This window comes from Paraburkholderia sp. Tr-20389, from assembly GCF_017104565.1.
Classification (GTDB): Bacteria; Pseudomonadota; Gammaproteobacteria; order Burkholderiales; family Burkholderiaceae; genus Paraburkholderia.
This window is the reverse complement of sequence record NZ_JAAGPD010000041.1, coordinates 79,569-94,159: the sequence shown is the minus strand read 5'-3', so window position 1 is coordinate 94,159 and position 14,591 is coordinate 79,569. Positions and strand designations below refer to the sequence as shown.

Below are 14,591 nucleotides of genomic sequence, written 5' to 3'. Positions count from 1 at the left end.
GGTTCGCTACGACATGACGATTCTCTCGGTGCGCAAATTCTTCGCGGCCGCAGTACTGGTGGCTTGCCTGCCGCTCGCGCCCCACACGGCGTCGGCGGCACCCGCTGCCAATCTGCCCGATTTCACCGATCTGGTCGACAAGGTCGGGCCGGCCGTCGTCAACATCCGCACCACGGCGCGCGTCTCCAACAGCACGCGTGGGCTTCCACCCGGCATGGACGATGGCGACATGTCGGAGTTTTTCCGGCGTTTCTTCGGCATTCCGATGCCTAATTCGCCGCAGTCGCCGGGTACGCCGAATTCGCCGCGCGGCGGCAACAACGGTAACAACGGCAACAACGACCAGGATCAATCGCCCGATAACGGCCCCGATACCGAGCAGAACAGCGGCGTCGGCTCGGGCTTTATCCTGTCGCCGGACGGTTACGTGATGACCAACGCGCACGTGATCGACGACGCGGACACGATCTACGTCACGCTCACCGACAAGCGCGAATTCAAGGCCAAGCTGATCGGCGTCGACGAGCGCACGGACGTCGCCGTCGTCAAGATCAACGCAGCGAACCTGCCGACGGTGCCGATCGGCGATTCGAACAAGGTGCGCGTCGGCGAGTGGGTTGTCGCAATCGGCTCGCCGTTTGGGCTCGAAAACACCGTGACGGCGGGCATCGTGAGCGCGAAGGGGCGCGACACGGGTGACTATCTGCCGTTCATCCAGACGGACGTGGCCGTGAATCCCGGCAATTCGGGCGGCCCGCTGATCAACATGCAGGGCGAAGTGATTGGCATCAACTCGCAGATCTACAGCCGGACGGGCGGCTTCATGGGCATCTCGTTCGCGATTCCGATCGACGAAGCGATGCGCGTCGCCGATCAACTGAAGACGTCGGGCAAGGTCGTGCGCGGCCGGATCGCCGTCGCGATCGGCGAGGTGACGAAAGACGTGGCCGATTCGCTCGGTTTGCCGAAGGCGCAGGGCGCGCTCGTCAGCAGCGTCGAGCCGGGCGGTCCGGCCGACAAGGCTGGTGTCCAACCGGGCGACATCATTCTCAAGTTCAACGGTCACAACGTGGAGACGGCGACGGATTTGCCGCGCATGGTCGGCGAAACGAAGCCGGGTACGAAGTCGACGATCACGCTGTGGCGCAAGGGCCAGACGCGCGAGGTGCCGGTGACCGTCGCCGAAATGCAGCCTGAGAAGACCGCGAAGGCCGACCAGAAGAAGGCGCCGACGCCGAAGCCGCGTGCATCGAACGCATTGGGCGTGGCCGTCAGCGACATCCCTGCGGACCAGATGAAGTCGCTCAAGCTGCATAACGGCGTACAGGTCGATGCCGTCGACGGTCCGGCGGCACGTGTCGGACTGCAGCGTGGGGACATCATCCTGCGTGTCGGCGACACGGATATCACGAGCGCGAAGCAGTTCGAAGAAGTCACGTCACATCTCGACGCGTCGAAGATGGTCGCGCTGCTGGTCCGTCGCGGGGAAAACACGCAGTTCGTGCCTGTCCGTCCGCGTGCGTCGAAGTGACGGGTGCGGTCGGCCCGGTGGCATCGCTGACGCTCTACGGACGTGCGTGGTGCCATCTCTGCGATGACATGCGTGCGGCGCTGGAGCCTTTGCTGGCGGAGTTCGGCGCGCAGCTCGAAGTGATCGACATCGATGCCGATCCTTCGCTCGAAGCACGTTACAACGACTGGGTTCCCGTGCTGGTTCACGAGGGTGTCGAGCTGTGTCATTACCATCTCGACGAAACCCGTGTGCGCGCTGCGTTGACGGCCCGGTCGGCAACGCCGCCGCGATGAACCGGCAGGCCGCGAACAGGCGTCCGGATAGCACGAATGGCTCCCGCTACCCGGAAGTCATGCCCGCCGCCCCCCTTTTCGGCTAAAATAGATAAGTTTTTCACTTACTTACAAGGCGTGCTCCGCAATCGTCCGAGCGCGCCTTTTTCGCTTGATCGGCACTGAATGGATCATATTCGTAACTTTTCGATCATTGCGCACATCGACCACGGCAAGTCGACGCTCGCCGATCGCATCATCCAGATTTGCGGCGGTCTGTCGGACCGCGAGATGGAAGCACAGGTTCTCGACTCGATGGATCTCGAGCGCGAGCGCGGCATCACCATCAAGGCTCAAACGGCCGCACTGTCGTATCGCGCGCGCGATGGCAAGCTGTACAACCTGAACATGATCGACACGCCGGGGCACGTCGACTTCTCGTACGAAGTCAGCCGCTCGCTGTCCGCATGTGAAGGCGCGCTGCTGGTCGTCGACGCGAGTCAGGGCGTCGAGGCGCAGACGGTCGCAAACTGCTACACGGCAATCGAGCTGGGCGTCGAAGTGGTGCCCGTGCTCAACAAGATCGACTTGCCGGCCGCCAATCCGGAAAACGCGATCGCCGAAATCGAGGACGTGATCGGCATCGACGCGACCGACGCCACGCCTTGTAGCGCCAAGACGGGTTTGGGCGTCGAAGACGTGCTCGAATCGCTGATCGCCAGGGTGCCGCCGCCGAAAGGCAGCGCGGACCAGCCGTTGCAGGCGCTGATCATCGACTCGTGGTTCGACAACTACGTCGGCGTCGTGATGCTGGTGCGTATCGTCAACGGCACGCTGCGTCCGAAGGACCGTATCCGCATGATGGCGACGGGCGCCGAGTATCCCGTCGAACACGTCGGCGTGTTCACGCCGAAGTCGAAGAATCTCGAGTCGCTGTCGGCCGGGCAGGTGGGCTTCATCATCGCGGGCATCAAGGAACTGACGGCTGCGAAGGTTGGCGATACCGTCACGACCGTGAAGAACGCCGCCCCGGAACCGCTGCCGGGTTTCAAGGAAGTGAAACCGCAGGTGTTCGCCGGTCTCTATCCCGTCGAAGCGAACCAGTACGACGCGCTCCGCGAATCGCTGGAAAAACTCAAGCTCAACGATGCATCGCTGATGTACGAGCCGGAAGTGTCTCAGGCACTCGGCTTCGGCTTCCGTTGCGGCTTCCTTGGTCTGTTGCACATGGAGATCGTCCAGGAACGTCTCGAACGCGAGTTCGACATGGACCTGATCACCACTGCGCCGACCGTGGTCTACGAAGTCGTTCAGCGCGACGGCACGACGATCATGGTCGAGAACCCGGCGAAGATGCCGGACCCGTCGAGGATCGAAGAGGTGCGCGAGCCGATCGTCACCGTGAACCTGTACATGCCGCAAGACTATGTCGGCTCGGTGATTACGCTGTGTACGCAAAAGCGCGGCACGCAGATCAACATGCAGTATCACGGTCGCCAGGTGCAGTTGACGTACGAAATCCCGATGGGCGAAATCGTGCTCGACTTCTTCGACCGTCTGAAGTCGGTGTCGCGCGGCTACGCGTCGATGGACTACGAGTTCAAGGAATATCGCGCATCGGACGTGGTGAAGGTCGACATGCTGATCAACGGCGACAAGGTCGATGCGCTGTCCGTCATCGTGCACCGTTCGCAGAGCCAGTATCGCGGCCGCGAAGTGGCATCGAAGATGCGTGAAATCATCCCGCGCCAGATGTACGACGTCGCGATCCAGGCCACCATCGGCGCGCATATCATCGCGCGTGAAAACATCAAGGCTCTGCGTAAGAACGTTCTTGCCAAGTGTTATGGCGGCGACATCTCGCGTAAGAAGAAGCTGCTGGAGAAACAGAAGGAAGGTAAGAAGCGGATGAAGCAGGTCGGCTCCGTCGAGATTCCGCAAGAGGCTTTCCTCGCGATTCTGCGCGTCGAAGACAAATAAGACTAAGAACTGGAACCCTATGAATTTTGCGCTGATTCTTTTTGTGCTCGTGATTCTCACGGGCGTGGCATGGGTCGCGGACAAACTGGTTTTCCTGCCGAAACGGCGCCGGGCGGCGGACGCAGCCGTCGCCGAGTTCGACAATCAGCAGGCACGCATCGGGGAGCGCTTCGCGGACGAAAACGCGCCCGCGACTCGCGCGCGTCTGCGTGAGGAGAAGCTGCGCCAGCCGTGGTGGCTCGAATACACGGCCAGCTTTTTTCCGGTGATTCTCGTCGTGTTCGTCGTGCGTTCGTTCGTCGTCGAGCCCTTCAAGATTCCGTCCGGTTCGATGGTGCCGACGCTGCTGGTCGGCGACTTCATCCTCGTCAACAAGTACGACTACGGCATCCGTTTGCCCATCACGAATACGAAGATCACGGAAGGCCGTCCGCTGCAGCGTGGCGACGTGGTCGTGTTCCGCTATCCGAAGGATGAATCGGTCGACTACATCAAGCGCGTGATCGGTCTGCCGGGCGACATCGTCTCGTACGAAGACAAGCAGCTCACCATCAACGGCAAGCCGGTACCCGAAGCGCCGCTGCCCGATTACTTCGACGAAGAGCGTATCGGCTACGCCAAGCAGTTTGAAGAAGACATCGACGGCCGCAAGAACCGCATTCTGAATAATCCCGCCGTACCGCCGTTCATCGTCGGTGCGGAAGACTATCCGTATCGCGACAACTGCAAGTACGACGCGCATGGCGTGACGTGCAAGGTGCCGCCGGGCAACTACTTCATGATGGGCGACAATCGCGACAACAGTGCGGACAGCCGCTACTGGGGCTTTGCACCCGACAAGAACATCGTCGGTCGCGCGTTCTTCATCTGGATGAACTTCAGCAACCTGAAGCGCATCGGCGGCTTCCAGTGATTGCTTTTCGCGCATCGACCAACGATGCGCGCTGAACCCGCGCAACACGTCGCGCGTTGGACGCGACGTGTTATCACGCTACTTTAAGAACGCGCGGTAACGTCGCTACAACACGCTTTTTCGGCGCCGGGGCCGGGTTTCCGCCCCGTGATGCGCCCGCGTTATACTCTGCACATGCCCCTATCTCCGTTGGAAAGCCGTTTGCGCTACGAATTTCGCAATGCGGAATTGTTGCGCCAGGCTTTAACTCACCGCAGTCACAGTGCCACGCATAACGAGCGGCTGGAATTTCTCGGCGATTCCGTTCTGAACTGCGCGGTGGCCGCGCTTTTGTTCCAACGTTTCGGGAAGCTGGACGAGGGTGATCTGTCCCGCGTTCGCGCCAATCTGGTCAAACAGCAGTCACTGTATGAAATTGCTCAGGCCCTGAATATTTCGGAGGGGCTGCGGCTTGGCGAAGGCGAGTTGCGCAGTGGCGGCTTCCGCCGTCCGTCGATCCTCGCCGACACGCTGGAAGCCATTCTGGGTGCGATCTTCCTCGATGGCGGCTTTGATGCCGCGCAGACGGTCATCAAGCGCCTCTACGTGCCGATTCTCGATCACATCGATCCGCGCACGCTCGGCAAAGACGCCAAAACGCTGCTGCAGGAATACCTGCAAGGCCACAAGATTCCGCTTCCGACCTACACGGTCGTCGCCACGCATGGTGCGGCGCACAATCAACAGTTCGAAGTCGAGTGCACGGTGCCCAAACTGGACGTGAAAGTGTCCGGTTCAGGCGCGAGCCGTCGTGCGGCCGAGCAGGCTGCGGCGAAAAAGGCGCTCGACGAGGTGATGGCGGCGGCGCCTGCCGTGGTGGCCAAGCCGAAGCGCTCGAAGGGCGCGCGCGCGACCCGGCAGGAGGCCGAAATCGTGCCGGGCGTGACGGGCGTGCAGGCTGCGCTGGATCTGCGGGCACCCGACAGCCGCAGGGCCGAGCGCGCGTCGCGGGCGGAGGCGAGACCAGCGGGGCCGGAGGTGCCGTCGGCGGGACAGGCGGCTGCTGGCGCACCGCTTGCCGTCATCCGCGCGGCGCATGTCGAATATAGCCAGGACGCTGCGGGCGGCGACAAACCCGATCGCGGCGAGAAGGGCGAGCGGCCCGTGCGAGTCACGGACCGGCCGGCAGCCGAGAAACCCGCGCCCGAAAAGAGCGGGGACAAACCGGAAGCGGTGGCGAAGCTGGTCGAGCGTCAAACCGAGCGTCAAGGCTCGGACAAACCCGACGCGCACTCACGCGCACCAGAAAAGGCTGCGGAAAAACCCGCCGAAAAGCCCGACACCAACGCCCGCAGCGCAGACAAATCCGCGTCCCGCGCTCGCGAGGCCACGCCCGGCGCAAGCACGGGCGATCTCGAACCCGGCGTCGCCGGCGCGGTGCATACCCGCGTGGCCGATGCCGGTCATTGAACGCAATATCACGTGAACGCGCTCTCCATGACGCGCGTCCACACGAACCTGCCGTAGTACGAATATGAACGCTTCCACTCCCACTGGTTTTCGCTGCGGCATGGTCGCGATCGTCGGCCGTCCGAATGTCGGCAAGTCGACGCTGATGAACGCGCTCGTCGGGCAGAAAGTCAGCATCACGTCGCGCAAGGCGCAGACAACGCGCCACCGCATCACGGGCATCAACACGCTCGACGACGCGCAGTACATCTTCGTCGATACGCCCGGTTTCCAGACGCGTCACAGCGGTGCGCTGAACCGCTCGCTGAACCGCGCGGTCACGTCGACGCTGACCTCCGTCGATGCCGTGTTGTTCGTGATCGAGGCCGGCCGTTTCGGTCCCGACGACCAGAAGGTGCTCGACCTGATCCCCGCGTCGGCGCCGACGCTGCTGATCGCGAACAAGCTCGATCGCGTGAGCGACAAGGACTCGCTGTTCCCGTTCATGCAGCAGATGAGCGCGCTGCGCGAGTTCAAGGAAATCGTGCCGCTGTCGGCCAAGAATCCTGACGACATCAAGCGCCTGCTCGCAACGGTCAAGCCGTATCTGCCCGAAGGGGATCCGATCTACGGCGAAGACGATCTGACCGATCGCAGCGAGCGTTTCCTTGCCGCCGAAATCCTGCGCGAAAAGGTATTCCGCTGGACGGGCGACGAACTGCCGTACACCAGCACCGTGCTGATCGACAAGTTCGAGACGGAAGGGCGCTTGCGCCGCATCTTCGCGACGATTCTGGTCGAGCGCGACATGCACAAGGCGATGATCATCGGCCAGAAGGGCGCGAAGCTGAAGCAGATCAGCACGGAAGCGCGCCTCGACATGGAGAAGCTGTTCGACGGTCCGGTGTATCTCGAGACGTTCATCAAGGTGAAGAGTGGCTGGGCCGACAACGAAGCCGGACTCCGTGCCTATGGTTACGAGTGACGTTACGAATGACGACGCCACGGGCACCCGCTCCGACGCATGGATGACGCTGCCGGGCGAATCGTCCGATCCTGACGTCGATCCCGACGGCGCCGCGCGCGCGCCTCAGGACGAACCCTTTGCACCGCCGACACCCGTCAGGCCGGTGCGCCCCGCGCGTACGGCGAAACGCAGCACGTCGCGTAAGAGCAGCGACGAGTTTTCCGACGACGGCGATCCCGCCGAAGCAACACCGCGCAAAACATCGGCGCGCCGTTCGCCTTCTCGCGTGCCGCGCGCGCCTGCCTCCGAATTCCGCATCGGCGAGCAGCCGGCCTTCGTGCTGCATAGCTATCCCTACCGTGAAACGAGTCTGATCATCGACGTGCTGTCGCGCGATCACGGCCGGATCGCGCTCGTCGCGAAGGGCGCGAAGCGCCCGCACTCCGCGCTGCGTGGCGTTCTGCAAACGTTTCAGCCGCTGTCGCTCAACTGGTCCGGCAAATCGGAAATGCGTACGCTGACGGGCGCCGAGTGGGTCGGCGGGATGCTGCCGCTCACGGGCGACGCGTTGCTGTGCGGCTTCTACGTGAACGAACTGCTCGTGAAGTTTCTCGCGCGCGAAGATCCGCATCCGCAACTGTTCCATCATTACGTCGTCACGCTGACGCGCCTTGCACACGACGAACCTCCCGTGCAGGTGCTGCGCTCTTTCGAACGCGTGCTGCTGCGCGAAACGGGTTACGCGATGTCGCTCAATCGAACGGTGGCGCGCAAGGCCGTGGTGCCCGAGGGTCGCTACGTGTTCGATCCCGAGCGCGGCGTGCGCGAAGCGTCCGACGAGTATCCGTCGAACTGGCCCGTGATCAGTGGACAGACCTTGCTCGACATGGAGCAGGACGATTACCATCGAGCGCAGACCGTCGCGCAAAGCAAGACGCTGATGCGCTTTTTGCTCAACACCTATCTGGGCGGCACGCCGCTCGCAACGCGCCAGATTCTGATCGACCTGCAGAACTTATGAGCTTCTTTCTGACTTCCCCGAATGTGATCGACCTCGGCGTGAACATCGATCACGTCGCCACGCTGCGCAACGCGCGCGGCACGTCCTATCCCGATCCGATCCGCGCTGCGCTCCAGGCGGAAGAAGCGGGCGCCGATGCGATCACGCTGCATTTGCGCGAAGACCGTCGCCACATCGTCGACGCCGACGTGCGCGCGTTGCGTCCGCAACTGAAGACACGCATGAACCTCGAGTGCGCGGTGACGCAAGAGATGCTCGACATCGCGTGCGAAGTACAGCCGCATGACGTGTGTCTCGTGCCGGAAAAGCGCCAGGAGCTGACGACGGAAGGCGGCCTCGATGTCGTCGGGCACTTCGAGGCGGTGCGGGCAGCGTGCAAGCAACTGGCGGACGCGGGCTCACGCGTGTCGCTCTTCATCGATGCCGACGAGGCTCAGATTCGCGCCGCCCACGAAGCCGGCGCTCCCGTGATCGAACTGCACACGGGCGCCTACGCGGAAGCGCACGACGCAAGCGAGCAGCAGCGCGAGTATGAGCGCATCGTGCGCGGCGTCGAGTTCGGCGCGTCACTGGGCCTGAAGGTGAACGCGGGTCACGGCCTGCATTACACGAACGTCCAGCAGATCGCAGCGATCGAAGGCATCGTCGAACTGAACATCGGCCACGCGATCGTCGCGCATGCGATCTTCGCGGGCTGGGACAACGCCGTGCGCGAGATGAAGGCGATCATGGTCGCCGCACGTCTCGCGGCGCGCGCATAACGACGCGGAGAGACGGCACGCGTATGGCGATCTACGGCATCGGCACCGACATCGTTCAGGTCAGCCGCGTCGCGGCGGTGATGCAGCGTACCAACGGGCGCTTCGCTGAGAAGGTGCTCGGCCCCGACGAGTTGCGCATCTATCACGCGCGCCATGCGCGCTCCCAGGCGCGTGGCCTCGCGTTTCTCGCGACCCGCTTCTCCGTCAAGGAGGCGTTCTCGAAAGCGATCGGACTCGGCATGCGCTGGCCGATGACCTGGCGCGCCTTGCAGACGCTGAACGAGCCGAGCGGCCGCCCGATGTGCGTGGCGTCGGGCGAACTCGCCGACTGGCTCGCCGAGCGCGGCATCACCTCGCGTGTGACTTTGTCCGACGAACGCGATTACGCGGTGTCATTCGTAATTGCCGAAACCCCCGATCCTTCTGCCTGATTTTTCTCGCACGGCCACTCGCTCGCACAAGCGTCGCCGCGCTCTTTCCCTTCTTTCACGAATCCGATGAAACTGACTCCTGGCCCGGTGATGCTCGACGTCGTCGGCAAGACCCTGAACGCCGATGACGAGCGCCGCCTCGCGCACCCGATGACGGGCGGTGTGATCCTGTTTGCACGTCACTTCGAAAGCCGCGCGCAACTGGTCGCGCTGACGGATGCGATCCGCGCGATCCGCAACGACCTGCTGATCGCCGTCGATCACGAAGGCGGGCGCGTGCAGCGCTTTCGCACCGATGGTTTCACCGTGCTGCCGTCGATGGGCAAGCTCGGCGCGCTGTGGGACGAGGACGTGCTGCGTGCGACCAAGGTGACGACGGCTGTCGGCTACGTGCTCGCATCCGAATTGCGCGCGTGCGGCATCGACATGAGCTTCACGCCCGTGCTCGATCTGAACTACGGTCACTCGCAGGTGATCGGCGATCGCGCGTTCCATCGCGATCCGCGCGTCGTCACGATGCTCGCGAAGAGTCTCAATCACGGCCTCGCGCTCGCGGGCATGGCGAACTGCGGCAAGCACTTCCCGGGTCACGGGTTCGCGACGGCGGACTCGCACGTCGCCGTGCCCGTCGACGAACGCTCGCTCGACGAGATTCTCAGCGAAGACGTCGCCCCTTACGACTGGCTCGGCATGTCGCTCGCATCGGTGCTGCCGGGACACGTGATCTATCCGAAGATCGATAGCAAGCCGGCCGGTTTTTCGCGCGTGTGGATTCAGGACATTCTGCGCGGGAAGCTGGGTTTCAAGGGCGCGATCTTCAGCGACGATCTGTCGATGGAAGCGGCGCGCCAGGGCGGCACGTTGACGGAAGCGGCCACGGCCGCGCTCGAAGCGGGCGTCGACATGGTGCTGATCTGCAATCAGCCCGACGAGGCAGGGAAGGTGCTCGACGCGCTGCGCTTCACGCAATCGGACGAGTCGAAGCAACGCCTCGCGCGTATGCGTCCGCGCGGCGATGCGTTGTCATGGACCGCGTTGATGGACGAGCCACAATACCGCCAGGCGCAGGCGCTGCTGCGCGAGACCTTCGCTGCCTGATCTTCGCGGAGCGGTCGCAATAAAAAAAGGACGGGCCTCGAAGAGCCCGTCCTTTTGTTTTTGGCTTGGGAGACAAGCCGCCGCTCAGTTCAGCCGCATCCGCTGCAGCTTGTTGTACAGCGTCTTCGGACTGATGCCGAGCAGCGAAGCCGCGCGATGACGTGTGCCGCCCACCGCATCGAGCGTCGCACGAATCAGCATTTCTTCGACATCGGCGAGCGGCGTGCCGACCGTCACCTGCACGCGGCCGCCGTTCAGATCGCGGCCACCCGCGCCGTTGCTTTCGTCGGCGCGCAACGTCTCCAGCACGTCTCCGGAAGCGTGATACGCGCGCCGCACGCGGTCCTGCAACTCGCGCACGTTGCCCGGCCATTCATAGGCGAGGCATTCGCGGACGAAGTTCGGCCCGACCAGCTTCGTCGCGTCCGCGACGCCGCGCGCGTTCGCTTCGTCGTTCAGTTCGTCGACGAGCGCCTGCGCAAACAGGGCCGGGTCGTCGCCGCGCTCGCGCAGCGGCGGCAGGGACAGCGCGGCCGCTTCGAGCCGCAGACCCAGATCCTGATGCAGCGTGCCATCCGCGACGGCCGCGCGCGGCGCCTTGCGCGTCGACGCGATCAGCCGGAAGTCGGTCGCGACCTGGTTCGTGCCGCCGACGCGCATGAACGTCTGCGAGTCGAGCGCACTCAGCAGCGCTTCCTGCTGCGGACGCGGCAACAACGTGATTTCGTCGATGAAGATCGTGCCGCCGCTCGCCTGCTCGAACAGGCCGGGCTCGCGCTGTTCCGCGCCACCGAACGCGCCGCGCTCGTGGCCGAACAGCAGACTGTCGAGCGGGCGGCCGCCCGAGACGGCCTGCGCCGAGCGGCAGTCGAGCACGACGAACGGTCCTTTGCGGCGGCGGCTCATTTCGTGCAGCGTGCGCGCGGCGACTTCCTTGCCGGTTCCGGCCTCGCCGGAAATCAGCACGGCGGCTTCCGTCGGCGCGATGTGCTCGATCGAATCGTAGATATGCTGGATCGCGCCGCTGCGGCCGATCATCGGCCCGAAGCGGCCCATGCGGCGCAGCCTGGCGCGCAGCGTCTGCACTTCCTCCGTCAGTTCGTACGGACGCGGTATGCGCGCCAGCAGGCTGCGCAGGCGCGGAATGTTGACGGGTTTGAGCAGGTAGTCCCAGATCCCGTGTCGCAAGCCTTCGATCGCGCTCTCGACGGTCGCGTTGCCCGTCATCACGATCACGGGCAGCGCACCGCCGGGTGGTTGCGCGGGCAGATGCTGAAGCAGGTCGAGCCCGCTGCCGTCGGGCAGATTCAGGTCGACCAGCACGACGTCGGGGATAAAGCGTGTCAGGGCTGCGCGCGCTTCGGAGAGCGTGATCGCGGTGTCGACGGAAAAACCGTCGGCGGCCAGAATCGCGGACAGGCCTGACAGGCTATTGGGATCGTCTTCGACAATCAGGGCATGTGGCATAACGAGCGCAACTGTTCAGATGGACGGATGTCCGACGCGCGCGGCCCGCCGGGGGCGGCGCCGCATGCGCGGACGCTTGATGAGTGGGCTGGCGGCCAATGCTCCCGGTCGGACATGGCGGGATCACAAGCCGGGATCAAAAATCCCGGTTGCGGTCGAAAAAACGGCGCACTTCGAGTTCCGCTTCGTCGCGCGTTTTGCCATAGCGCTCCTGGATCAGGCCCGCCAGCTTGTCGGCGCGACCTTCCGCCTTGGTCAATTCGTCGTCCGTGAGTTCACCCCACGCGGTTTTCGCCTTGCCGATCATCTGTTTCCATTTGCCTTCAGCGATATCGTTGTTCATGGCACACCTCCCGTGTTTTCCGTATGAATTCCGAATGAAGAAAGCCTCTTCGGCCTGAAATACTCGATAAGCAGGAGACGTGCCAAACCGGGCTATCTTGAAAAAGCAGCGTGAGCGCGGGCTAAAACCAGACTAAAAAGTGTCTCATCAGGGTCCAGCCTGGCAAAATTGCATGGCAGGCCGGTAAAGTTTTCCACCACCATACACGGTCGCGAAAAAAAGAAAAAGCGCCCCGAAGGGCGCTTTTTAATTCAAAAACCCTGATTTGACTCAGGGCTTAAGACGAATGCACAGCGGCGCGATTCAAATTATGCGCGGCTGCGATATTCGTTGGTACGCGTGTCGATTTCGATCTTGTCGCCGATATTGCAGAACAGCGGCACTTGCAGTTCGAAACCCGTGTTCAGCTTGGCCGTCTTCAGGACCTTGCCCGACGACGTGTCGCCCTTGACAGCCGGTTCCGTGTAGATGATTTCGCGGACCAGCGTGGTCGGCAGTTCGACGGAGATCGCCTTCTCGTTGTAGAACACGACTTCGCAAGCCATGCCGTCTTCGAGGTAGTTCAGCGCGTCGCCCATCATTTCGGCTTCGACTTCGTACTGGTTGTAGTCGGCGTCCATGAACACGTACATCGGGTCGGCGAAGTACGAGTACGTCACTTCCTTGCGGTCCAGCACGACGACGTCGAATTTGTCGTCCGCCTTGTAGACGGTTTCCATGCCCGCGCCCGTCAGCAGGTTCTTGAACTTCATCTTGACGACGGCGGCGTTACGGCCCGACTTGTTGTATTCGGCCTTCTGCACGACCATCGCGTCGTTGCCGATCATCACCACGTTGCCGGTGCGGAGTTCTTGAGCGATCTTCATAAAACTGTCCTGTACGAAATAAGGTGCTTCAACTTGTGCTCAACGGCATACGGCGTAAGCGGGTTCGGCGCCCGGCGCGCGTTCGAGACCTTCGTTGAGACACACGGGAGGTCGATCAAACTGGGTTGCGCGGTGAGCGGGGCCGGTGCCTGCGGGAGCGGCGCCCGCTCTTGCTGATGCGCCATTCCGTGCTTCGTCCGTCTGCTTCTTTTACCCGAAGCGGGCGCGTACGCGTGTGACACTGACTGACATGACCGTGGAGGCGGACTCAAAATCCGCCGCCGGCCGCGCCGTCGTGCCGCGCTTGCGTCGTCGGCCGTTGGATAACCGCTTATTTTAACTGACTTTTTGCGAATTCGGCGAGATTTCCCGTGAGATCGCCAATCGACGCCAGCTCCTGTGCCCAGGCGGCTGCACGTGCGTCGAGGCGCGTGCGGTGGCGCCACAGATCTTCCCAGTCGGGTGTGCCGTTGCCGTTCCATGCGTGCCAGAAGCGGCCGAGGGCCGCGCGAGCATCGGCGGAAAGGCCGTGCGCGTAGTGTGCGAGGGCGGCGTCGAGCTTCGGCAGATGGGCGTCGTCGGCCTGCGGATAGATGTGCCAGACGAAGGGCCGCGCGGCCCATTGCGCGCGCACGAACGAATCCTCGCCGCGCACGAAGTTGATGTCGCTCGCCCACAGCAGTTCATCGTAGCCGGGTTGGTCGGTGAATGAAAGCGCATGAGCGCGCAGGCTGCCGCGCACTGCCTGCGCGCCGCCCGCGAACGACGGCAGGCCGAAAAAGCGCGCGACCGCGCCCGACACGCGGCCCTCCGGCACGAGCAGCACGATTTCGCTTTTCGCGTCGCGCCATTGCTCGAGCAGGCTGTCGACGGCGGGGTTTTCGTACGCGAACAGCGAGACGACGGTGGCGTCTTTCGAGGGTGGTGTGCTGCCCGCTCTTGCTTGCCACCAGGCGGCGCGCGCATCGGATGACGCTTCGAACGTCGCGCGGCGCGCGTCCAGATCGCGCTCTTTCAGCACGCCGCCCGTGCCTTTGCCGAGTCCGGGGAAGAAGAACGTCTTCATCAGCGCGTGACGCGGATGCGGCGACGGTCGCAAATGGAAATCCGCGACCCAGTCTTCGCCGCTCAGATATTCCAGATTGAACCAGACGGGCGCGCGCTCGCGCCGCGCCATCGCCTCGATGTACGCGTGCGGCAGCTCGCACGCGAACGCCTCGATCACGACATCGGCCACCTGCAGCGTATCGCCGGCATGCGCGGGCTCGTGCCAGTGCTCGACGACGATACCGCCGGCCGTCTGTCGCGCACGTTTCACATCGATGGAAGCGTTGAGCTTGTGGAAAGCGTGCAGGTCGTCGACCAGCAGGCGCACCTGCCAGCCGTGCTCGCCCGCGAGTTGCCGCGCGAGCCGCCAGCAGACGCCGATGTCGCCGAAGTTGTCGATCACCGCACAGAAAATGTCGCACGCGATCGTCGACGGCGGGGGCGCTTGAGTGGGAGCGGAGGACATGATGGCGGCGCCTGGGTT

The 14,591-nt window shown here is 63.5% G+C and carries 14 protein-coding genes; 10 read left to right on the top strand and 4 right to left on the bottom strand.

Annotated elements, in window-relative coordinates; genetic code table 11:
- The first annotated feature begins 13 nt into the window (after positions 1-13).
- From G3N95_RS30855 to nagZ, 10 genes are all read left to right on the top strand, one after another.
- Entirely contained in the window at positions 14-1,531 is a 1,518-nt protein-coding gene (locus G3N95_RS30855) for a DegQ family serine endoprotease (protein ID WP_205973881.1), read from the top strand.
- Entirely contained in the window at positions 1,528-1,806 is a 279-nt protein-coding gene (locus tag G3N95_RS30850) for a glutaredoxin family protein (protein WP_205973880.1), read from the top strand. Before G3N95_RS30855 ends, G3N95_RS30850 begins: the two co-directional genes overlap by 4 nt.
- A gap of 165 nt (positions 1,807-1,971) precedes the next feature.
- Entirely contained in the window at positions 1,972-3,765 is a 1,794-nt protein-coding gene (gene lepA / locus G3N95_RS30845; protein ID WP_205973879.1) for a translation elongation factor 4, read from the top strand.
- Between the two features lie 19 nt (positions 3,766-3,784).
- Positions 3,785-4,678: a signal peptidase I gene (lepB, locus tag G3N95_RS30840; protein ID WP_205973878.1), complete on the top strand. Its 894-nt coding sequence runs from the start codon at positions 3,785-3,787 to the stop codon at positions 4,676-4,678.
- Positions 4,679-4,852: 174 nt separating this feature from the next.
- Entirely contained in the window at positions 4,853-6,127 is a 1,275-nt protein-coding gene (gene rnc / locus G3N95_RS30835) for a ribonuclease III (protein ID WP_205973899.1), read from the top strand.
- 64 nt (positions 6,128-6,191) lie between these two features.
- On the top strand, positions 6,192-7,091 hold the full coding sequence (gene era / locus G3N95_RS30830; protein ID WP_205973877.1) for a GTPase Era: 900 nt from the start codon (positions 6,192-6,194) through the stop codon (positions 7,089-7,091).
- Positions 7,078-8,094 carry a DNA repair protein RecO gene (recO, locus tag G3N95_RS30825; RefSeq protein WP_205973876.1) on the top strand — a complete coding sequence of 339 codons (1,017 nt, stop codon included), beginning with the start codon at positions 7,078-7,080 and terminating at the stop codon, positions 8,092-8,094. Before era ends, recO begins: the two co-directional genes overlap by 14 nt.
- A complete protein-coding gene (gene pdxJ / locus G3N95_RS30820; RefSeq protein ID WP_205973875.1) occupies positions 8,091-8,855 on the top strand; it encodes a pyridoxine 5'-phosphate synthase in 765 nt (254 codons plus the stop codon). Before recO ends, pdxJ begins: the two co-directional genes overlap by 4 nt.
- Positions 8,856-8,878: 23 nt before the next feature.
- Positions 8,879-9,286: a holo-ACP synthase gene (gene acpS, locus G3N95_RS30815; protein ID WP_205973874.1), complete on the top strand. Its 408-nt coding sequence runs from the start codon at positions 8,879-8,881 to the stop codon at positions 9,284-9,286.
- Positions 9,287-9,352: 66 nt separating this feature from the next.
- A complete protein-coding gene (nagZ, locus tag G3N95_RS30810) occupies positions 9,353-10,384 on the top strand; it encodes a beta-N-acetylhexosaminidase (protein WP_205973873.1) in 1,032 nt (343 codons plus the stop codon).
- Positions 10,385-10,468: 84 nt separating this feature from the next.
- Here nagZ and G3N95_RS30805 read toward each other — a convergent pair whose 3' ends face one another.
- From G3N95_RS30805 to earP, 4 genes are all read right to left on the bottom strand, one after another.
- The gene (locus G3N95_RS30805) at positions 10,469-11,851 is read right to left on the bottom strand and encodes a sigma-54 dependent transcriptional regulator (RefSeq protein ID WP_205973872.1); all 1,383 of its coding nucleotides are present in this window, start codon (positions 11,849-11,851) and stop codon (positions 10,469-10,471) included.
- A 136-nt stretch (positions 11,852-11,987) separates the two neighbouring features.
- Positions 11,988-12,194: a CsbD family protein gene (locus G3N95_RS30800; protein WP_012400256.1), complete on the bottom strand. Its 207-nt coding sequence runs from the start codon at positions 12,192-12,194 to the stop codon at positions 11,988-11,990.
- Between the two features lie 308 nt (positions 12,195-12,502).
- A complete protein-coding gene (gene efp / locus G3N95_RS30795) occupies positions 12,503-13,060 on the bottom strand; it encodes an elongation factor P (RefSeq protein ID WP_012400257.1) in 558 nt (185 codons plus the stop codon).
- Positions 13,061-13,391: 331 nt separating this feature from the next.
- Entirely contained in the window at positions 13,392-14,573 is a 1,182-nt protein-coding gene (gene earP, locus G3N95_RS30790; RefSeq protein WP_205973871.1) for an elongation factor P maturation arginine rhamnosyltransferase EarP, read from the bottom strand.
- Positions 14,574-14,591: the final 18 nt, after the last annotated feature.